We start from the raw sequence: 19,072 nt of genomic DNA, 5'->3' as shown, positions 1-19,072 counted from the left end.
CGTTGGGTGACTTGTTCCGCCGTCGTCCGGCGGTGATCTTCGCTGGTACGGTCCGATCATGCCGCGCCTGGTGGAAGTCCCTGGGTACGTACGTTTCTTGACCGCCTCGGCCGTGTCTGCGTTCGGTTCTCAGGTCACGGGACTGGCGTTGCAGATCCTTACCGCCGTGGCGCTGAGCGCATCCGCCACGGAGGTCGGCATCGTCAATGCCGCCCGCTGGGTTCCGTATCTGCTCTTCGGACTCATAGCCGGGGTCGTGGTGGACCGCTGGCGGCGCAAGCCGATGATGGTCGCTACGGACCTCGGAAGGGCAGTCCTGCTCGGGGCGATACCGGTGCTGTATGCGCTGGATCGGCTCAGCATCCCCGCGCTGTGCCTGTTCGTCTTCGTGTTCGGGGTGTTGTCCTTGCTGTTCGAGGCAGCGAACCAGTCGTATGTGCCACAGCTGGTACCCAAAGAGCTGCTCAACGCGGGATACGCGCGCGTGCAACAGGCCGACGCGTTGGCCGGCTCGACCGGCCCTCTGCTCGCCGGGGTACTGATCAAAATCATGGGAGCGCCGCTTGCCGTGCTGGTGGACGCCCTCACCTATCTGATGTCCGGCCTGCTGCTCGCCTCGGTGAAGGCACCCGACCCCGTCCCCGATCGAGGCGCGCGGCGCAGCCTGGGCAGCGAGCTGCGGGAGGGCGTGGCATGGGTCTACCGGCATCGCACGCTGGCGTCGATCGCCCTGACCTCGCACGCGATGCTCCTCTTCAACAGCATGGTGACCACGGTCTTCGTGGTCTTCGCCCTGCACAGCCTGAAGATCGGGGCATTCGGTCTGGGGGTCACCTACGCCTGCGCGAGTGTCGGCGTGATACTCGGCGGTGCGCTCTCCGGGCGCGTGGCCACAAGACTGGACGTGGGCGCCACTCTGATCGCCTTCCGCCTGCTCGCCGCCGTCGGCTGGCTGCCTTTGGTCCTGGCCGAGCGTGGACCGTGGGCGCTCGCCTCCGTGTCGCTCGGCTTCTTCCTCGTGTCCCTGGCCATCGGCGTCGAAAGTCCGGTGGAGATGAGCTACCGCCAGGCGGTGACACCCGACCGGCTGCGCGGGCGGATGAACGCGACGATCCGCTCGATGAACTGGGGAATGGTAGCGGTGGGGGCACCACTTGGCGGAGTACTCGCCGACCAGGTCGGCTATCGCTTCGCCCTGTGGATCGGACTGTCCGGAGCAGTCATCCAGGCACTTGTGCTGACGTTTTCTCCCACCCGGAGGGCCCGTACTGCCGACGAACTCGATCGCTCGACAGCTGACCTGACACGGCACGGCGCAGAAGCCGCTGCTGGAGAGAGCAAGGGCTGATGTGCTCATGTCCGCAGCGTACGCCCGGCAGACGGCCCCGGACATGACGAATCCCCCGCACCCGCCGCCCCGAAGGGTGACGAGCACGGGGGCTCCCGTGGTGCCGGGTCAGCCGGCGAGGACGTTGGTCAGGCGTGCTGCGGCCTTCCCGCCGAACAGGGCGAGGCCGCAGTAAAAGTCGATGCGGGTGCGGTAGACGGGCTTGTCGTGTGACTCGCCCAGGTCGGTGGCCTGGACGCCGCCGTTGGTCAGGCCGGTCACCCCGGAGTCGGCTTCGGTGGACCCGAAGCGCACGGCGTAGATGTCACCAGTCTGCTTGCCGCCGGTCCCGGCAGTCAGTGGCACGACGTACACAGCGGACGCAGACGAGAGAACACATCCGGATCAGCAACGCCCCGAGCCAGCAGTGAGCGGCGCGACTCCGGGAAACGGTCGGCAACCGTCGCGGTCTTCCCGCACAACACGCACCACGGGTTGGCGTACAGGTAGCGGCGCCGTGTGTTCGGCTACCGAGGACCGTACGAGCTGGTGCCCGGCGTCACACGCAGAGCATTCGCCTCGCGCTCATGTCGGGCACAGCGGCCACCAGCGCGGGTCAGCTCGGGGCAACCGGGGACAGAGCACGGGGGGCGGGGTCTTCGGGGCATAGGGGGACCTCCGGGCAGGGGTAATGGGGCCTGGTCAGGGTCCACGTGAGGCAGTGGCTTCACGCCACGCTGTCGATTCTCGGCCGTTTCGCCGAGAGTTACTGTTTGGTGACGCAGCGTCGTGCGACGCTCTGACCAGGTCAGCATCGAGCCGACCAGGGAGGGGACATAGCCATGTCTGATGAGCAAGCAGCGCCCGAGGTAGTCGGCTTGGAGCAGACCCCGGCGCAAGAAGTCAAGCCCCAGGACGTGGGCACGCTGTCGCTGCACTACCGAGACGGCGTGCCTGTACTGGTGGTGAACGGAGGCAGGTACATTCCTGCCCAACTCAACGTCGTTGACGGCGAAGGCGCCGCCGCAGCCAGCTATGCGGCAGGACCTCTCGCAACAGGTCGAGTCCAGGTCCAGCCCAGGTACAGCGTCGGGCCGATCGCACTGTTCGAGATTCCCGTAGACCCGTCGAAAAAGCGATAGGTCCCAAACGCCTCGCCCCGGCACAGGACGCCGACACTGTGCCGGGGCGGCGCCATGTTCGCGCTCGGGGCACCCCGGGACAGAGCACGGGGGCCGGGGTCTTCGGGGCATGGGGGCGCCTCCGAACAGGGTGGGCATGGGAAAGCCCCGGCGGTCCGAGGACTACCGGGGCGGTGCGGGCTGGTCGTACTGCATTTTCGGGCTCTAGGAACCGTCATGCACCAGCCCTGGCCAGCGCACCCATTCCGGCGCGGGGTGTATCGAGCCTATAGGCCGCTTGGGGGACATGCCGAACCCCTGGTGCGCCAGTGGCCCGCCGGGGCGTGCTCGGGCTTCCAGGGGGCTGCTACGCCGCTATCGCCAGGGTGCTTGGGGTGTCAGGTTGCGGTGCGCCTTGGCCCCGGGCGTGGGTGCGTGCTCCGGGGTGTTCTCTGTGGCAAGCTCGTTCGCCACCGTCACGTTCTCCTCAATGGCGGGGTCAAGGTCGCCGTTGATGGTGAAGTTCACGCGGCGTAGGTCGAGTGTCCGCCATCCTCCCCGGGTGCCACGCTTGACCATGAGACGTGCCCCTGCCTCTACGAGCATGGTGCGCCGTGCCACGTTGTCGCCGCTGTTCCACTCGTCGGCGTAGCTGCGTCCGGTGGGCAGTGCCTCGCGGCGGGGCTCGGTCTTCTCCCGCGCTTCCAACTCCGCCAACCGGGAGTCGAGCGCGTCCGCGTGACGCTGCCACTCGGCTTGCGCGGCCTTGGACTTCTGGCGGCCCTTCTGCTTCTGGTGCTCGGCGAACTCGGCCGCCGTGGCGTCGATCTCGGGCTGAGGGTCATAGCCCGGTATCTCGATGATGCGGGTGATCTGCACGGGGCCGACCAGGCGCAGGAACTCGGCGGTCACGTGCTGCTCCACCCAGTCCGCGCGCACCGTGGACGGGGCCTTGCAGTCTGACCCGTACTTGTATGACGAGCACTGGTAGTAGCCCTTGTTCAGGTACATGCGGGAGCCGCAGCCGTCGCAGTGGATGACCCGCAGGAGCAGTGCCCCGGAGTCCTTGCGGACGGGCGGACGGGCGGACGGGCGGTGACGGGCTTGGGGGCGAGCAGCGCGCCCACCTGGTCGAACTCCTCGCGGGTGAGAATCGGCGTTTCGGCAGCCATGACCGGGGCGCCCTGGTCATCGCGGACGGGCTTGCCCTGGTACACCTTCCACCCAAGCAGTGCCGGGCTGGTCAGCATTCTCACGATGGTCTCGGCACGCCACTGTGCGGGCTTCCGCTTCGGGGCGGTGCTCTCGGCGGGCTCCGCACCGTTGTTCTTCGTACGGGCCTTGTAGGCGGCCCAGTGGGCGGACGGGGACAGCACCTTGTCAGCGTTCAGCATGCGCGCAATGGCGAGCGGGGCGAGCCCGGACAGCAGCGCGGCGATCATTTGCTCAATGACCTTGATGGCGATCGGGTCGGGACGAGTGTCCAGCCCGCTCCGCCGTGTTCCTTCGGCATAGGGGCGGGCAGGTAGCCGTACGCGGTCTTGCCGCCGCCGCGCCGGCGAAGCGGCATCTTGCGCCGCTCGGGGCTCGTCGTCTCATCCGTCCGCACCGACAGACGGATGCACCGGACTCCGCGCAGGGTCTCGGTAGCGTGAATTACTGCTGTAGGCGTGCTGGTCTCCATACCCTCTGTGGAGGCCAGCGAGTTCCCCGTGGTGCTGACCAGCGCAGATGCCGCCATGACGCGATCACTCCAGAACACTCAATCTGGAGCATCGGGAAGGGGTGGGGTGGGGGGCAAACCCCGCAACCACCCACCAAGTTGAACCCCGAAGCCCGCTCACCCGACCTTGACGTGGAGCCTTGGGTACCGCTTTGCTGTCCGCGATCACCCTGTCGCCCGGCCCAATAACCACACCCACCACACCCGCATCACACCAACCACCCCCCGGGAAGTACGCGGATGCCGCCCCCGCCCCCGCTCGGCCGCCCCCGCAAACGCGGCGGACGAGCCTTCGACCCGGCGCTCGACGACGCCGAACTCGTCGCCGTCCGCGCCCAGTTGGCGCAGGGCCGGTGGACCAGGGTCCGCTCGCTGCTGGTCGCGACCGGCGACGACTGGGACCGCCGCGGCCACCGCCTCACCGTCCTCGGCGAGCCCGCCACCTCCGCGGCCTGGGCCCGCGAGTGGCTGCTCGCCGAGCCGGACAGCGCCGACGCCGCCGCCCTCTACGCCTGCGCCCTCGTCTCCCGCTGCCTCAGCGAGAAGGAGGGAAAGGGCGGAAAAGGCGGCAACGGCCACATGGACCGCGCCCGCGACGCCTGCCTGGAGGCGGCCCGGCTCGCCCCCGCCGACCCCACCCCCTGGCTCGCCCTGCTGGCGCTCTCCCGCAGGCTCGGCTCGGACAACGAGACCGAGCAGATCTTCGCCGAGGTGTGCTCCCGGCACCCGGACCACCACCACGCCCACCACCTGATGGCCGCCCGGCTGGCCGAGCGCCGTCCGGGCGACGGCGCCGACCCGATGCACGAGGTGTACGCCTTCGCCGCCGCCTCCGTCGCCCGCGCCCCCGCCGACTCCCCGCTCGCCCTGCTCCCGCTGGTCGCCCACGCCGAGCGGTACCGGGTGCTCGCGGCCGGGGGCGCCGCGCCGGGCGACCCCGTCGAATCGGAGCACTGGACCGGCCGCCGCGCCCGCCAGGTGATCAAGTCCGCGTTCGACTGGTGGCTGGAGTGGGAGCGCGAGGACCACCCCCGGGCCGGCGTCGACCTCAACTTCCTCGCCCACGCCAAGCACTGCGAGGGCCGCCCCGCCGAGGCCGCGGCCCTCTTCCACCGCATCGGCCGGCACTTCACCCCCGCCCCCTGGTCGTACCCGGACCGGGACCCGTACCGCGCCTTCCAGGCCGCCCGCAGCGCCGCGCTCGGCACCGTCTAGCCACACCCAGCATCTCCCAGTACCCCCTCGGTACCACCCCCCGCGTCCCACCGAAAGGGCACCCCCGCCATGTCGAGCGACACCGATGAGATCCGTACGTACAAGGGGCAGGAGAGAGCCCTGCGAGCCGACCGGCTCGGCACTTCGGGCCTGCTGCTCTCGGTGCTCGCCGCGAGCGCCCCGCTGATGGTGGTCGCCGGTGTCATGCCCACCACGTACGGCGTGATGGGCATCGTCGGCCAGCCCCTTCTCTTCCTCATCCTCGGCGCCGTCCTGGCCCTGTTCAGCTTCGGGTACGCCGAGATGAGCCGCCACGTCCACAACGCCGGCGCGTTCTACGCGTACATAGCCAGGGGCCTCGGCCCCACCGCCGGGTCGGGCGCCGCCTTCGTGGCGCTCGTCGCGTACAGCACCCTCCAGGTCGGTATCTACGGCATGTTCGGCTTCGAGGTCTCCAGCCTCTTCGCCACCTACCTGGACACTGAACTCGCCTGGTGGATCCCGGCGCTGGCCGCCGTAGCGCTGGTCGGCGTGCTCGCCTGGCTGAAGATCGACCTCAACGCCAAGGTCCTCGGCGTGCTGCTGGTCATCGAGGTCGCCCTGGTCGTCGTCTTCGACTTCGCCGCCGTCGCCGACCCCGCCAAGGAAGGCCTGTCGCTGCACGCGTTCAACCCGTCCACGCTCTCCGGCGCGGGCATCGGCACCGCCCTGTGCTTCTGCATCGCCGCGTTCACCGGCTTCGAGCAGGCGCCGGTGTACGCGGAGGAGACCAGCCGCCCGCATCTGGTCGTCTCGCGCGTGATGTTCCTGGCCGTCGGCTTCACCGCCGTGTTCTTCGCGCTCAGCTCCTGGGCGCTCACGGTGGCCACCGGACCTTCCGGCATCATCGACGCCTCCCGCAAGAACGGTCCTGGCCTGCTGTTCGGGCTCACCGAGGACCGGCTCGGCACCACCTTCACCGACGTCCTGCACGTCCTCTTCGTCACCGGCATGTTCGCCGCGCTGCTCAGCTTCCACAACGTCGTCTCCCGGTACGTCTTCGCCATGGGCCGCGAGGGCCTGCTGCCCGCCGCGTTCGGCCGTACCAACCAGACCAGCGGCGCCCCCGGCACCGGCTCGCTGCTCCAGACCGCGATCTCACTCGTGGTCGTCGTCGCCTTCGCCGCCACCGACGACAAGCCCACCGGCGACCCGACCGCCGCCGTCCTGCACCTGTTCACCTGGATGGGCAACGTGGGCGCGCTCGGCGTGATCGTGCTGATGGCCGCCGCCTGCTTCGCGGTCATCGCCTTCTTCGTCCGCCGGGGAGCGGCCGCCGCCCAGCTGTGGCGGCTGCTCGCCTCCGGCATCGCCGGGGTCGCGCTCTTCGTCATGGCGGTCTACACGGTCAAGGACTTCGACGTCCTCGTCGGCGCGGGACCGGACTCCTCGCTCAGCTGGATCCTGCCCTCGATCATCGCGCTCGCCCTGGCGGCGGGTGTGGCGTACGGCCTCTTCGTACGGGCGGTGCGGCCCGAGGCGCACGCCCGGATCGGCCAGGGCAACGAGGCCTTCCAGCTGGAGAAGCTGGAGAGGGCGGCGGGACGCGCCCAGGCGTAGGCCGCGCTCGGGCCCGAGCGAACTCTGACCAAACGATGACGGTGTGCCGCGGCCCCTGGTGTCCGGGAGCCGCCGGTGCTCGAATCGGAGGGTGAACCCCGAACCACCCGCACCGTCCACCGCCGAGAGCGCCCCCGTCGGCCGCCGCATCGTGCTCGGCATGCTCGGCCTCGGCGTCGCCGGGGTCGCCGCCGCCCCGGTCCTCCAGCGCGGCCTGGAGTCGGTCCTCGGCGCCGCCGCCGGGAAGGACCCCACCGGCCTGACCGGCCTGCTGCCCAACGGCGGCGGCTTCCGCTACTACTCGGTCGCCGCCTCCGTACCGCACAAGGGCGCCGCCGACTACCGGCTCACCGTCGACGGCCTGGTCGACCGCCCGGCCACCTACACCCTTGACGCACTGCGGGCGCTGCCGCAGACCCGGCTGGTCCGGGACGTGCAGTGCGTGACGGGGTGGCGGGTGCCCGGCACACCGTTCGCGGGGGTGAGGCTGTCCCGGCTCCTCGACGCCGCAGGGGTGCGCCCAGGAGCCGGGGCGGTCCGCTTCACCTGCTTCGACGGCACGTACACCGAGAGCCTCACGCTCGAACAGGCCCGCCGCGACGACGTGCTGGTCGCCCTGAGCATGCGGGACAAGCCCGTGTCGCACGCCCACGGCGGCCCGGTCCGCCTCTATGTGGCGCCCATGTACTTCTACAAGTCGGCGAAATGGCTCTCCGGGATCACCGTGACGGGCAAGGTGCGGCGGGGATTCTGGGAGGAGCGGGGCTATGACACGGATGCCTGGGTCGGCCGGTCCAACGGGCGCGACGACCACCCCACGAGCTGAACCGGCCGTCCGCGTACGGCGGTTCACCCGGGCCGAGCGCTGGGTGCACCGGACCAACGCCCTGGTGTTCGGCGTGTGCGTGCTGTCGGCCGCCGTGCTCTATCTGCCGCAGCTCGCCGAGGCCGTGGGACGCCGGGAGCTGGTGGTGCGGGTGCACGAGATCTCGGGCGTGCTGCTGCCCGTACCGGTCCTGGCGGGGCTCGTCTCCCGGGCCTTCCGAGCCGACCTGCGCCGCCTCAACCGGTTCGGGCCGCATGACCGGCGCTGGCTGCGCTCGGCGCTCACCCGGGACGAACATCCGCGTACGGCGGGAAAGTTCAACGCGGGGCAGAAGGTCTACGCCGGGTGGATCACCGGGGCCGCGCTCGTCCTGCTCGGCACCGGTCTGCTCATGTGGTTCACGCGTCTGGCGCCGCTGGCGGTGCGGGTCGGCTCGACGTTCGTCCACGACTGGCTGGCGCTGGCCGTCGGGATCGTACTCACCGGCCATGTGACCATGGCGCTCCTCGACCCGGAGGCACGCCGTGGCATGCGCACCGGGTCGGTGGGGCGTCCGTGGGCCCGGCGCGAGCACGGGCTGTGGCTGGAGGAACTGGAGGGCCGGGGGAGCGCTGGTCCCCTAGATCACGAGTGACAGCAGCAGTACGAACCCCAGCGCCACCACCGAGATGATCGTCTCCATCACGGACCAGGTCTTGACCGTCTGGCCGACGTCCATCCCGAAGTACTCCTTGACCAGCCAGAACCCGGCGTCGTTGACATGGCTGAAGAAGAGCGAGCCCGCGCCGACGGCGAGGACCAGCAGGGCCGTGTGCCCGGTCGACATGTCGGCGGCCAGCGGGGCCACCAGGCCGGCGGCGGAGATCGTCGCCACCGTGGCCGAGCCGGTCGCGAGCCGGATCGCGACCGCGATCAGCCAGGCGAGCAGCAGCGCGGGGATGGACCAGTCCTTGGAGATGTCCAGGATCATCTGCCCCACGCCCACGTCGATCAGCGTCTGCTTGAAGCCGCCGCCCGCGCCGACGATCATGAGGATGCCCGCGATCGGGGCGAGCGACTTCTCGACCGTCGTGGAGATCCGTTCCTTGCTGAACCCGGCGGCCCGGCCCAGTGTGAAGATGGCGACGAGCACGGCCGTGAGCAGCGCGATCAGCGGCGAGCCGATCACGTCGGTGACGCGCTGGAGATGGTTCTTCGGATCGTCGACCACGATGTCGACCAGGGCCTTCACCAGCATCAGCACGACCGGCAGGAGCACGGTCGACAGGGTCGCGGCGAAGCTCGGCCGCGTCTCCAACTCCTCGGAGGGGCGCGCCGCGGGGGTCCGGGGGGAACCCCCGACCGAGGGCGGCATCCGGTCCGGCGCCGGTATGTCCACCCAGCGCGCCGCGTACCGGGAGAAGACCGGCCCGGCGATGATCACCGTGGGTATGGCCACCAGGACACCCAGGGCGAGCGTGACGCCCAGGTTGGCGCCGACCGCGTCGATGGCGACCAGCGGGCCCGGGTGCGGCGGGATCAGCCCGTGCATCACGGAGAGACCGGCGAGCGCCGGGATGCCGATCCGCATCAGCGAGTAGTTGCCGCGCTTGGCGACGAGCAGCACCACCGGGATCAGCAGCACGATCCCGACCTCGAAGAACAGGGGCAGGCCGATGATCGAGGCGATGACCACCATCGCCCACGGCATCGCGCGCCCGCCGGACTTCCCGGCCTTCGCCAGGATCGTGTCGACGATCTGGTCCGCGCCGCCCGAGTCGGCGAGCAGCTTGCCGAGGATCGCGCCGAGAGCGATGAGCACCCCGACACCGGCGACGGTGTTGCCCAGGCCGGTGGTGAAGCTGGTGATCGCCTTGTCCAGTGGCGCCCCCGCGAAGGCGCCGAGCGCCAGCGAGCCGATGGTCAGGGCGAGGAACGCGTGCAGCTTGAACTTGGTGATGAGCAGGACGATGACGGCGATGCCGGCGAGTACGGCGATCCCCAGCCGGGCGTTGCCCGCCGAGGTGATCGGCTCGGCCGCGCCCGCTGCCAGGATCTCGACGCTGAGACTGGTCACGGTGTGGTCCTTGGCTGGTGAGTTGGCCGGCGGGTCAGTCGGCGAGCCGGCGCAGTGCGGCGACGGCCCGGTCGGTGATTTCCTCGGGGGTCCCCCCGGCGACGTCGACGGCCACCCCGGCCTCGTCCGCCCCGAGCGGCTGGAGCGTGGCGAACTGCGAGTCGAGCAGTGCGGTGGGCATGAAGTGGCCCTTGCGCCCGCTCATCCGCCGCTCGATGAGCTCCCGGTCGCCGGTGAGGTGCAGGAAGACGAGGCCGGGGGCGGCTGCCCGCAGCCGGTCGCGGTAGGCCCGCTTGAGTGCGGAGCTGCTCACCACCCCGCCGAGGCCGGCCCGGCCGTGCGCCCACTGCCCGATCGCGTCGAGCCAGGGCCATCGGTCGCCGTCGTCCAGCGGGACGCCGGCCGACATCTTGGCGACGTTGGCCGCCGGGTGGAAGTCGTCGCCCTCGGCGTACGGAACGCCGAGCGCGGCGGCGACCAGGGGACCGATCGTGGTCTTGCCGGTGCCGGCCACGCCCATCACCACGACGACGTGGGGGGTGCTCATAGCGGTGCCTCGCTGTCTTCGTCGACATCGATGTGTTCCGGGCGGGGGTCGTTTCCGGCCATCCGCCCGTCGCGCTACTGAAACCCAAAGGTGCGACGTATTCAAGAGTTCGTGATTAATAAGTAATACTTTTTCGTCGGCGGCCCTCGCGCGCCCGTCCTGCCCCGGCCCCACCTCCCCGTACCCTTACGGCCATGACCACACAGGCCCAGGGACTGCACGCGCAGGTGCTCGACACCCTCGGCCGCGCGATCACCGCAGGCGAATACCCGCCCGGCAGCGTTCTGCGCGGCGACGAGCTCGCCCAGCGCTTCGACGTCTCGCGCACCGTGATCCGCGAGGCGATCCGGGTCCTGGAGTCCATGCAGCTGGTCGAGTCCCGGCGCCGGGTCGGGGTGACCGTCCGGGCCACCGAGCAGTGGAACGTGTACGACCCCCAGGTCATCCGCTGGCGCCTGGCCGGATCCGACCGGCCGCGCCAGCTGCGCTCACTGACCGTGCTGCGCTCGGCCGTGGAGCCGGTAGCCGCCGGGCTCGCCGCCCACCACGCCACCCCCGAGCAGTGCGCCGCCCTCACCGAGCAGGCGCTCGGCATGGTCGCCACCTCGCGCGGGCGCCGGCTGGAGGGCTACCTCGTCCACGACGTCGCCTTCCACCGGATCGTCCTGAACGCCTCCGGCAACGAGATGTTCGCCCGGCTCGGCGACGTGGTCGCCGAGGTCCTGACCGGCAGAACCCACCATCGGGTGATGTTCGAGGACCCCGATCCGGCGGCCGTCACCCTGCATGTCCAGGTGGCCGAGGCGGTCCGGGAGCGGGACGCGGAGCGGGCCGAGAGACTCACGCGGGAGATCGCCGTCGGGGCCCTCAAGGAATTGGACGTACTCGCCCCCTAAAGCTCAGATTTACCTCAGATTCATCACAGATCTGCCCGTACGTGACATTGGCCACTGCCAAATGCCCCGTCGAGCCGCGACCATGTCCCGGATCAGCCACGCCGCGGTGACCCCAGAACTCACCCGCATCACCGGCCACAGCCGGGACGGCACCGGCACAGCCCGGTATCGCACGACCGCATGACCCCTCACGAAGGCGATACAGCTACATGAGTGACCGCACCATGCCTGCGGCCGAGACGTCGGCGTCCGCGCCGGCGCAGGGCACCCCCCACATCGATGCCGGTGACGCCGGTTACAGCAAGGACCTCAAGTCCCGCCACATCAACATGATCGCCATCGGCGGCGCGATAGGCACCGGCCTGTTCCTCGGCGCCGGTGGCCGGATGGCGGGCGCCGGCCCCTCGCTGGCGATCGCCTACGCGGTCTGCGGCGTCTTCGCGTTCTTCGTCGTCCGGGCCCTCGGCGAGCTCGTGCTCTACCGGCCCTCCTCCGGCGCCTTCGTCTCCTACGCCCGTGAGTTCATGGGCGAGAAGGGCGCCTACACGGCGGGCTGGCTGTACTTCCTGAACTGGTCCACCACCGCCGTGGCCGACATCACGGCCGCCGCGACCTACGCCCACTTCTGGGCCATGTTCAGCGACATCCCGCAGTGGGTCCTCGCCCTGATCGCCCTGGCCGTGGTCCTCACCGCCAACCTGATCTCGGTGAAGTACTTCGGCGAGATGGAGTTCTGGTTCGCGATCGTCAAGGTCGCGGCCCTGGTGGCCTTCATGCTGGTGGGCATCTACCTGGTCGCCACCCAGCACAGCGTCGACGGCAACACCCCGGGCCTGGCCAACATCACCGACCACGGCGGCATCTTCCCGATGGGCATGCTGCCGATGCTCCTGGTCGTCCAGGGCGTCGTCTTCGCGTACGCCTCGGTCGAGCTCTGCGGTGTCGCGGCGGGCGAGACCGAGAACCCGCAGAAGATCCTGCCCAAGGCGATCAACTCGATCATGTGGCGCGTCGGCATCTTCTACGTCGGCTCGGTCGTCCTGCTGGCGCTGCTCCTGCCGTACACCGAGTACTCCGGCGAGCAGAGCCCGTTCGTCACGGTCCTGGACAAGCTCGGCGTGCCGGGCGCGGCCGGTGTGATGAACCTGGTGGTCCTGACCGCCGCGCTCTCCAGCCTCAACTCGGGCCTGTACTCCACCGGCCGCATCCTGCGCTCGATGGCCGTGGCGGGCTCCGCGCCCAAGTTCACGGCCCGGATGAACAAGGGCCAGGTGCCCTACGGCGGTGTCCTGCTGACCGCCGCGTTCGGCGCCGCCGGTGTCGCCCTGAACAAGCTGATGCCCGACGACGCCTTCGAGATCGTGCTGAACTTCGCCTCGATCGGCATCCTCGGCACCTGGGCGATGATCATGATCTGCTCGCTGCTGTTCTGGCGCCGCGCCCAGGAGGGCCTGCTCACCCGCCCCTCCTACCGGCTGCCCTGGGCCCCGTACACCCAGATCGTCACGCTGATCTTCCTCGCCACCGTGCTGTACCTGATGTGGTACGGCGGCGGCGTGGGCCGCACGACCGTCTACTGCCTGCCCGTGATCCTGGGCATGCTGGTCGGCGGCTGGTACCTGGTCCGCAAGCGGGTCGCGGAGATCGCGGCCAAGTAGCGGACGCACCGCGTACGTACGAGAAGGGCGGCATCCCGGCGCGGGGTGCCGCCCTTCGGCATGGGGCGGGCTGCGTCTTCCCGGGGACGCATCGATATGCGGCTGACGCCGCGTGGCCCCGGACCCCCAGCCGGACAGGCGGGCCGCCCGGAGCGCCCAGTGGACCCGCACCGGGCCGACCGGAGTAACGTGCGGAGGCCGGGCCCGTACCCATTTCCGCCCCTGCGCGTCCGCGCGTACCGGCGGTGCCAGAAAGGAAGTTCACGCATGCCGCAGCAGGTCCGAGGGGTCATCGCGCCGGGGAAGGACGAGCCCGTACGGGTGGAGACGATCGTGGTGCCGGACCCGGGGCCCGGCGAGGCCGTGGTGAAGGTCCAGGCGTGCGGGGTCTGCCACACCGATCTGCACTACAAGCAGGGCGGGATCAACGACGACTTCCCCTTCCTGCTCGGCCACGAGGCCGCCGGTGTGGTCGAGTCGGTCGGCGCCGGGGTGACCGACGTGGCGCCCGGCGACTTCGTGATCCTCAACTGGCGCGCGGTGTGCGGCCAGTGCCGCTCCTGTCTGCGCGGCCGCCCCCAGTACTGCTTCAACACCCACAACGCCGAGCAGAAGATGACCCTGCTGGACGGCACCGAGCTGTCGCCCGCGCTCGGCATCGGCGCCTTCGCCGAGAAGACGCTGGTCGCCGCCGGGCAGTGCACCAAGGTCGACCCGTCGGTCTCCCCGGCCGTCGCAGGGCTGCTCGGCTGCGGTGTCATGGCGGGCATCGGCGCCGCCCTCAACACCGGCAACGTCGGCCGCGGCGACTCGGTGGCCGTCATCGGCTGCGGCGGGGTCGGGGACGCGGCGATCGTGGGCGCCCGGCTCGCGGGCGCGGCGAAGATCGTCGCCGTGGACATCGACGACCGCAAGCTGGCCACCGCGAAGACCATGGGCGCCACCCACACCGTCAACTCGCGCACCGAGGACGCCGTCGAGGCGGTCCGCGCCCTGACCGGGGGCTTCGGCGCCGACGTGGTCATCGAGGCGGTCGGCCGCCCCGAGACCTACAAGCAGGCGTTCTACGCCCGCGACCTGGCCGGAACCGTGGTCCTGGTCGGCGTGCCCACCCCGGACATGAAGCTGGAGCTGCCGCTGATCGACGTCTTCGGCCGCGGCGGCGCGCTCAAGTCGTCCTGGTACGGCGACTGCCTGCCCTCGCGGGACTTCCCGATGCTGATCGACCTGCACCAGCAGGGCCGGATCGACCTCGCCGCCTTCGTCACCGAGACCATCGCGCTCGACGAGGTCGAGAAGGCCTTCGAGCGCATGCACGAGGGCGATGTGCTGCGCTCGGTGGTGGCGTTCTGATGGCCGCCCGCATCGAGCACCTGGTCACCTCGGGCACGTTCGCGCTGGACGGCGGCACGTGGGACGTCGACAACAACGTCTGGATCGTCGGCGACGACGAGGAGGCGGTGGTCATCGACGCCGCCCACGACGCGTCGGCGATCCAGGCCGCGCTGGGCGGCCGCACCCTGCGCGCGATCGTCTGCACCCACGCCCACAACGACCACATCGACGCCGCCCCGGAACTCGCGGAGGCCACCGGGGCGCCGGTGCTCCTTCACCCCGACGACCTGCCGCTGTGGAAGCTCACCCACCCGGACCGCGCCCCCGACGGCGAGCTGGCAGACGGGGAGGCCGTGACGGTCGCGGGCACGACGCTCACCGTGCTGCACACCCCGGGCCACGCCCCGGGCGCGGTGTGCCTGTACGCCCCCGAGCTGGGCACGGTGTTCACCGGCGACACCCTGTTCGCCGGGGGCCCGGGCGCGACCGGCCGGTCCTTCTCGCACTTCCCGACGATTGTCGACTCGATCCGCGAGCGGCTGCTCACCCTGCCGCCCGAGACGGAGGTACGGACGGGCCACGGCGACTCCACCACGATCGGCGACGAGGCACCTCACCTGGACGAGTGGGTCAAGCGCGGCCACTGAGCCCGTAGACGCGGTCCGCCGTGCCGCCGAGGACCTGGGCCCGTTCGTGCGGGCCCAGGTCCTCGGTCAGCAGCCGTGCTACGTCCAGGACTTCGCCGTACGAGGCGGCGAGCAGGCACACAGGCCAGTCCGAGCCGAACATCAGCCGTGCGGGTCCGAACGCCTCCAGGACCGTGTCCGCGTACGGCCGCGGGCCGGCCACGCTCCAGTCCGGGCCCGCCTCGGCGACCAGGCCCGACAGCTTGCAGACGGAGTTCGGGAGGGCGGCGAGCGCGCGGGCCGCCGATCCCCAGGGCCCGGAGTCGCCCGCGCCGATCGGCGGCTTGCCCAGGTGGTCGAGGACGAAGACGAGTCCGGGGTGGAGCCCGGCGGCCCGTACGCAGGCGGGCAGCTGGTGGGGGAGGACCACCAGGTCGTACGCCGGCCCCGCGTCCGCGACGGCCGCAAGTCCGCGGGCCACGTCCGGCCGCAGCAGCCACTCGGGGTCGCGCTCGCCCTGCACCTGATGGCGGATCCCCACCAGCCGTTCCCCGCCCGGCAGTTCCCGCAGCCTGGCCAGTTCGTCGGCCACCCCGGGCGCGGTGAGATCGGTCCAGCCGACGACGCCGCGTACGAGAGGGTCGTCCTCGCCGAGCGCCAGGAACTCCGGGGTCTCCTCGGCCACGGTCACGGTCTGCACAAGGACGGTGGCCTCCACTCCGGCGGCGTCGGCCTCCACCCGCAGCTCGTCGAGGGTGAAGGTGCGCCGCAGCGGGGCGAGTTCGGGCCCGGCGATCCACTCCTGGTCGCGCACGGAAAGGTCCCACACATGGTGGTGCGCGTCGACGACCCGCGCGCCCGTTCCCCGGTGGGGAGCTTTGTGACGCGCATGCGAGCACATTTATCAGATGTCTCAGGGGTTGAGGTACCCCCTGAACCCCAAATTACCTTCGCGCGGCCCCTATTGATCCGATGTATCGCGGTCGCCGTCGTCCGGACACCACGCGGCGAGCCGCAGCCCGCTCTCGAACCTCCGCTCCCGCCCGTCCACCGGATCCGTGAACTCCAGGACCTTCGCCAGCAGTTGCAGGGGACTGGTGAAGTCGTCCGGGTCGGGCTCCTCGGCCAGCGCCGGATAGACCGGGTCGTTGAGGATCGGCAGCCCGAGGCCGTTCATGTGGACCCGCAGCTGATGGGTGCGCCCGGTCGCCGGAAGCAGCCGGTAGCGGCCGAGCCCGCCCCGGTGTCCGATCAGCTCGATCCGGCTCTCGGCGTTCGGCTCGCCCGCCTCCTCGCGCGCGGCGATCACCCCGCGCTCCTTGACGATCCGGCTGCGCACGGTCACCGGCAGCGCCACGCCCGCGTCGTACGGGGCGATGGCCTCGTACTCCTTGCGCACCCGCCGCTCGGCGAACAGGTTCTGGTACGCGCCCCGGTCCTCGGGGCGCACGACGAACAGGGCGAGACCGGCGGTCAGCCGGTCGAGGCGGTGCGCGGGCTGGAGCGCGGGCAGACCGAGCTCGCGCCGCAGCCGGGCGACGGCGGTCTCGGTGATGTGCCGGCCCCGGGGCGTGGTGGCCAGGAAGTGCGGCTTGTCCGCGATCACGATCCGCTCGTCGCGGTGGACGATCCCGATCCCGAACGGCACGGGCACCTCGGGCGCGAAGTCCCGGTGGAACCAGACGTACATCCCCGGCCGGTACGCCAGCTCCTCGTCCACGGGCCCGTCGGCGGTCAGGAACCGCCCACCGCGGATCATCTCCTCCACCCGCGCGGCACCGATGGCGCCCCGGAACCGTTCGACCAGATGCTCCCGGACCGTCCCCCAGGCCCCGTCCGGGTCCACGGGCAGCCGCACCCGCACCGGGTCGATTCCGTCGCGCTGGGGGAGCGGGGCGGCCGGGATCTTGGCTCTACGTCTCACAAAACAAGAAAACCCCAGCTCAGCTGGGGTTTTCAAGTGGTGTCCGAGGGGGGACTTGAACCCCCACGCCCGATAAAGGGCACTAGCACCTCAAGCTAGCGCGTCTGCCATTCCGCCACCCGGACAAGGTGTCTGTCTCGCGGGCCGTGCCCGTTCCGACGTGGAAAACAATAGCAAACATCTGGGGGTGCTCGATCACCCCCGTGGCCTGCGTGAACGTCGTATGTCGACGGGAAGCCGCCCTTGGGCGGGCGAGGGCGCGGGGGGAGGATGAGGTGGACTCTGGAAGCGGCAGCGGCAACGGGAGGAAGCAGCGTGAGCGAGTCGAAGGCGGCGCGGGGCGTGACCGGCGAGGACGAGGTCGTCGACCTCTGTCGCGATCTGATCAGGATGGACACCAGCAACTACGGGGACCACTCCGGTCCGGGTGAGCGGGCGGCGGCCGAGTACGTGGCCGAGAAGCTCGCGGAGGTGGGGCTCGAACCGAAGATCTTCGAGTCGCACACCGGACGGGCCTCCACCGTGGCCCGGATCCAGGGCGAGGACCCGTCGAGGCCCGCGCTGCTCATCCACGGCCACACCGACGTCGTCCCGGCCAACGCCGACGACTGGACGCACCACCCGTTCTCGGGCGAGATCGCGGACGGCTGCGTCTGGGGGCGCGGCGCGGTCGACATGAAGGACATGGACGCGATGACCCTCGCGGTCGTACGGGACCGGCTGCGCAGCGGCCGCAAGCCCCCGCGCGACATCGTGCTCGCCTTCCTCGCCGACGAGGAGGCGGGCGGCACGTACGGGGCCCGCTACCTCGTCGACAAGCACCCCGACCTGTTCGAGGGCGTGACGGAGGCGATCAGCGAGGTCGGCGGCTTCTCGTTCACCGTCAACGAGAACCTGCGGCTCTACCTCGTGGAGACCGCCCAGAAGGGCATGCACTGGATGAAGCTGACCGTGGACGGCAGCGCCGGGCACGGTTCGATGATCCACAAGGACAACGCCATCACCGAGCTCTCCGAGGCGGTGGGCCGGCTCGGGCGGCACAAGTTCCCGGTCCGCGTCACCAAGACGCTGCGGCACTTCCTCGACGAGCTCGGGGACGCGCTGGGCACCGAGCTCGACCCGGAGAACATGGACGAGACCCTGGCCAAGCTCGGCGGCATCGCCAAGCTCATCGGCGCCTCGCTCCAGAACACCGCCAACCCGACCCAGCTGGGCGCCGGCTACAAGGTCAACGTGATTCCGGGGCAGGCGACCGCGCACGTCGACGGCCGCTTCCTGCCGGGGTACGAGGAGGAGTTCCTCGCCGACCTCGACCGGATCCTGGGACCCCGGGTGCGGCGCGAGGACGTGCACGCCGACAAGGCGCTGGAGACCACCTTCGACGGGGCGCTCGTCGACGCCATGCAGACGGCCCTGGTGGCCGAGGACCCGATCGCGCGGGCCGTGCCGTACATGCTCTCGGCCGGCACCGACGCCAAGTCCTTCGCGGACCTCGGGATCCGCTGCTTCGGCTTCGCGCCGCTGAAGCTGCCGCCGGAGCTGGACTTCGCCGGGATGTTCCACGGCGTGGACGAGCGGGTGCCGGTGGACGGTCTGAAGTTCGGCGTACGGGTCCTCGACCGGTTCATCGACGCCTCCTGACCTGGGAAGGTCCACGGGTGCCGGGTACGCACGGCACCCGTGGACCGTGCAACGGTCGCCTTGCTGGAACGACACGCCAACAATCGCCCAGGCGTGCGCAGTTGACTGAGAAGAGTGAATGCGTTCATAAGCTCGTAGCCCCATAACTTCCCCGTCGTTACAGGGTGTGCGGTCCGCGGCTGGGATCGCACCTTTGCCAACAAGGAGGAAGTAATGATCAAGAAGGTCGTCGCTGCTGCGGCTGTCACTGGTGGTCTGGTTCTCGCGGGCGCGGGCCTGGCCGTCGCCGACGCGGGTGCCCAGGGTGCCGCTGTGCATTCCCCGGGTACCGCTTCCGGCAACGTCGTTCAGGTGCCCATCCACGTGCCGGTGAACTTCTGCGGTAACGCGATCTCGTCGACCGGGCTGCTGAACCCCGCCTTCGGCAACACCTGCGTCAACAAGTGACGTCGAACCTCAACCCGTGAGGGTCTGAGTCCTGGGGGGGGGGGGGGGGGGGGGGGGGGGGGGGGGGGGGGGGGGGGGGGGAAAAAGGAGGGGGAGGGGGGGGGGGGGGGGGGGGGGGGGGGGGGGAGGGG

The 19,072-nt window shown here is 70.5% G+C and carries 19 protein-coding genes and 1 tRNA gene; 12 read left to right on the top strand and 8 right to left on the bottom strand.

The features are described 5' to 3' along the window. Positions 1–58: 58 nt before the first annotated feature. Positions 59–1,348, top strand: a complete 1,290-nt coding sequence (locus ACZ499_RS27930) for an MFS transporter (RefSeq protein WP_468678972.1) — start codon at positions 59–61, stop codon at positions 1,346–1,348. A gap of 108 nt (positions 1,349–1,456) precedes the next feature. Here ACZ499_RS27930 and ACZ499_RS27925 read toward each other — a convergent pair whose 3' ends face one another. Further along, entirely contained in the window at positions 1,457–1,693 is a 237-nt protein-coding gene (locus ACZ499_RS27925; RefSeq protein WP_468678970.1) for a hypothetical protein, read from the bottom strand. 476 nt (positions 1,694–2,169) lie between these two features. Here ACZ499_RS27925 and ACZ499_RS27920 point away from each other — a divergent pair, with 476 nt between their 5' ends. Further along, entirely contained in the window at positions 2,170–2,469 is a 300-nt protein-coding gene (locus tag ACZ499_RS27920; RefSeq protein ID WP_468678969.1) for a hypothetical protein, read from the top strand. Positions 2,470–2,823: 354 nt separating this feature from the next. Here ACZ499_RS27920 and ACZ499_RS27915 read toward each other — a convergent pair whose 3' ends face one another. After that, positions 2,824–3,459: a hypothetical protein gene (locus tag ACZ499_RS27915; protein WP_468678967.1), complete on the bottom strand. Its 636-nt coding sequence runs from the start codon at positions 3,457–3,459 to the stop codon at positions 2,824–2,826. After that, a complete protein-coding gene (locus ACZ499_RS27910) occupies positions 3,450–3,890 on the bottom strand; it encodes a recombinase family protein (protein WP_468678964.1) in 441 nt (146 codons plus the stop codon). Before ACZ499_RS27910 ends, ACZ499_RS27915 begins: the two co-directional genes overlap by 10 nt. A 521-nt stretch (positions 3,891–4,411) precedes the next feature. Here ACZ499_RS27910 and ACZ499_RS27905 point away from each other — a divergent pair. The 4 genes from ACZ499_RS27905 (at position 4,412) to ACZ499_RS27890 (ending at position 8,445) form a co-directional block, all read left to right on the top strand. Beyond that, positions 4,412–5,386, top strand: a complete 975-nt coding sequence (locus tag ACZ499_RS27905; protein ID WP_468678962.1) for a hypothetical protein — start codon at positions 4,412–4,414, stop codon at positions 5,384–5,386. Between the two features lie 69 nt (positions 5,387–5,455). Then, positions 5,456–6,985 (top strand): APC family permease, encoded by a 1,530-nt coding sequence (locus ACZ499_RS27900; RefSeq protein WP_468678960.1) that lies wholly within the window; start codon positions 5,456–5,458, stop codon positions 6,983–6,985. 91 nt (positions 6,986–7,076) lie between these two features. Beyond that, positions 7,077–7,811, top strand: a complete 735-nt coding sequence (locus ACZ499_RS27895; protein WP_468678959.1) for a molybdopterin-dependent oxidoreductase — start codon at positions 7,077–7,079, stop codon at positions 7,809–7,811. Beyond that, entirely contained in the window at positions 7,753–8,445 is a 693-nt protein-coding gene (locus ACZ499_RS27890; RefSeq protein WP_468678958.1) for a cytochrome b/b6 domain-containing protein, read from the top strand. Before ACZ499_RS27895 ends, ACZ499_RS27890 begins: the two co-directional genes overlap by 59 nt. On the opposite strand, the gene ACZ499_RS27885 is transcribed toward ACZ499_RS27890, so the two are convergent. Continuing rightward, positions 8,431–9,867, bottom strand: coding sequence for a GntT/GntP/DsdX family permease (locus ACZ499_RS27885; protein WP_468678956.1), 1,437 nt, complete (start codon positions 9,865–9,867; stop codon positions 8,431–8,433). The two genes, ACZ499_RS27890 and ACZ499_RS27885, sit on opposite strands and share 15 nt — an antisense overlap. Before the next feature lie 34 nt (positions 9,868–9,901). After that, the gene (locus ACZ499_RS27880; RefSeq protein ID WP_468678955.1) at positions 9,902–10,414 is read right to left on the bottom strand and encodes a gluconokinase; all 513 of its coding nucleotides are present in this window, start codon (positions 10,412–10,414) and stop codon (positions 9,902–9,904) included. 194 nt (positions 10,415–10,608) lie between these two features. Between ACZ499_RS27880 and ACZ499_RS27875 the strand changes: the two genes are divergently transcribed. From ACZ499_RS27875 to ACZ499_RS27860, 4 genes are all read left to right on the top strand, one after another. After that, positions 10,609–11,310 carry a FadR/GntR family transcriptional regulator gene (locus ACZ499_RS27875; protein ID WP_468678953.1) on the top strand — a complete coding sequence of 234 codons (702 nt, stop codon included), beginning with the start codon at positions 10,609–10,611 and terminating at the stop codon, positions 11,308–11,310. A 209-nt stretch (positions 11,311–11,519) separates the two neighbouring features. Further along, complete coding sequence (locus ACZ499_RS27870) at positions 11,520–12,968, top strand: amino acid permease (protein WP_468678950.1); 1,449 nt, start codon at positions 11,520–11,522, stop codon at positions 12,966–12,968. A gap of 267 nt (positions 12,969–13,235) precedes the next feature. Beyond that, on the top strand, positions 13,236–14,321 hold the full coding sequence (locus ACZ499_RS27865) for an S-(hydroxymethyl)mycothiol dehydrogenase (RefSeq protein WP_468678948.1): 1,086 nt from the start codon (positions 13,236–13,238) through the stop codon (positions 14,319–14,321). Next, on the top strand, positions 14,321–14,950 hold the full coding sequence (locus ACZ499_RS27860) for an MBL fold metallo-hydrolase (RefSeq protein WP_468411892.1): 630 nt from the start codon (positions 14,321–14,323) through the stop codon (positions 14,948–14,950). The genes ACZ499_RS27865 and ACZ499_RS27860 overlap by 1 nt, the downstream gene beginning before the upstream one ends. Here the strand turns inward: ACZ499_RS27860 and ACZ499_RS27855 are convergent. The 3 genes from ACZ499_RS27855 to ACZ499_RS27845 form a co-directional block, all read right to left on the bottom strand. Next, entirely contained in the window at positions 14,934–15,830 is an 897-nt protein-coding gene (locus ACZ499_RS27855) for an amidohydrolase family protein (RefSeq protein WP_468678946.1), read from the bottom strand. The genes ACZ499_RS27860 and ACZ499_RS27855 overlap by 17 nt on opposite strands. 60 nt (positions 15,831–15,890) lie before the next feature. Then, positions 15,891–16,853, bottom strand: coding sequence for an RluA family pseudouridine synthase (locus ACZ499_RS27850; RefSeq protein ID WP_468678945.1), 963 nt, complete (start codon positions 16,851–16,853; stop codon positions 15,891–15,893). Positions 16,854–16,890: 37 nt separating this feature from the next. Continuing rightward, positions 16,891–16,978 (bottom strand) — tRNA-Leu (locus tag ACZ499_RS27845). Positions 16,979–17,168: 190 nt separating this feature from the next. Here ACZ499_RS27845 and ACZ499_RS27840 point away from each other — a divergent pair. Then, on the top strand, positions 17,169–18,494 hold the full coding sequence (locus ACZ499_RS27840) for a M20/M25/M40 family metallo-hydrolase (RefSeq protein ID WP_266991443.1): 1,326 nt from the start codon (positions 17,169–17,171) through the stop codon (positions 18,492–18,494). 213 nt (positions 18,495–18,707) lie between these two features. After that, positions 18,708–18,941, top strand: a complete 234-nt coding sequence (locus ACZ499_RS27835; protein ID WP_468678944.1) for a chaplin — start codon at positions 18,708–18,710, stop codon at positions 18,939–18,941. Positions 18,942–19,072 lie beyond the last annotated feature (131 nt).

It is taken from the genome of Streptomyces sp. NPDC031265 (assembly GCF_055570295.1).
Note: the sequence above shows the minus strand (reverse complement) of the source record. Positions and strands in the feature narration are given on the sequence as shown.

Coding starts and splice junctions, on each gene's coding strand:
- ACZ499_RS27910 (WP_468678964.1), bottom strand. CDS start 3,890: ATGATCGCCGCGCTGCTGTCCGGGCTCGCCCCGCTCGCCATTGCGCGC.
- ACZ499_RS27915 (WP_468678967.1), bottom strand. CDS start 3,459: ATGTACCTGAACAAGGGCTACTACCAGTGCTCGTCATACAAGTACGGG.
- ACZ499_RS27930 (WP_468678972.1), top strand. CDS start 59: ATGCCGCGCCTGGTGGAAGTCCCTGGGTACGTACGTTTCTTGACCGCC.
- ACZ499_RS27875 (WP_468678953.1), top strand. CDS start 10,609: ATGACCACACAGGCCCAGGGACTGCACGCGCAGGTGCTCGACACCCTC.
- ACZ499_RS27905 (WP_468678962.1), top strand. CDS start 4,412: ATGCCGCCCCCGCCCCCGCTCGGCCGCCCCCGCAAACGCGGCGGACGA.
- ACZ499_RS27865 (WP_468678948.1), top strand. CDS start 13,236: ATGCCGCAGCAGGTCCGAGGGGTCATCGCGCCGGGGAAGGACGAGCCC.
- ACZ499_RS27900 (WP_468678960.1), top strand. CDS start 5,456: ATGTCGAGCGACACCGATGAGATCCGTACGTACAAGGGGCAGGAGAGA.
- ACZ499_RS27890 (WP_468678958.1), top strand. CDS start 7,753: ATGACACGGATGCCTGGGTCGGCCGGTCCAACGGGCGCGACGACCACC.
- ACZ499_RS27920 (WP_468678969.1), top strand. CDS start 2,170: ATGTCTGATGAGCAAGCAGCGCCCGAGGTAGTCGGCTTGGAGCAGACC.
- ACZ499_RS27880 (WP_468678955.1), bottom strand. CDS start 10,414: ATGAGCACCCCCCACGTCGTCGTGGTGATGGGCGTGGCCGGCACCGGC.
- ACZ499_RS27835 (WP_468678944.1), top strand. CDS start 18,708: ATGATCAAGAAGGTCGTCGCTGCTGCGGCTGTCACTGGTGGTCTGGTT.
- ACZ499_RS27860 (WP_468411892.1), top strand. CDS start 14,321: ATGGCCGCCCGCATCGAGCACCTGGTCACCTCGGGCACGTTCGCGCTG.
- ACZ499_RS27855 (WP_468678946.1), bottom strand. CDS start 15,830: ATGTGCTCGCATGCGCGTCACAAAGCTCCCCACCGGGGAACGGGCGCG.
- ACZ499_RS27870 (WP_468678950.1), top strand. CDS start 11,520: ATGAGTGACCGCACCATGCCTGCGGCCGAGACGTCGGCGTCCGCGCCG.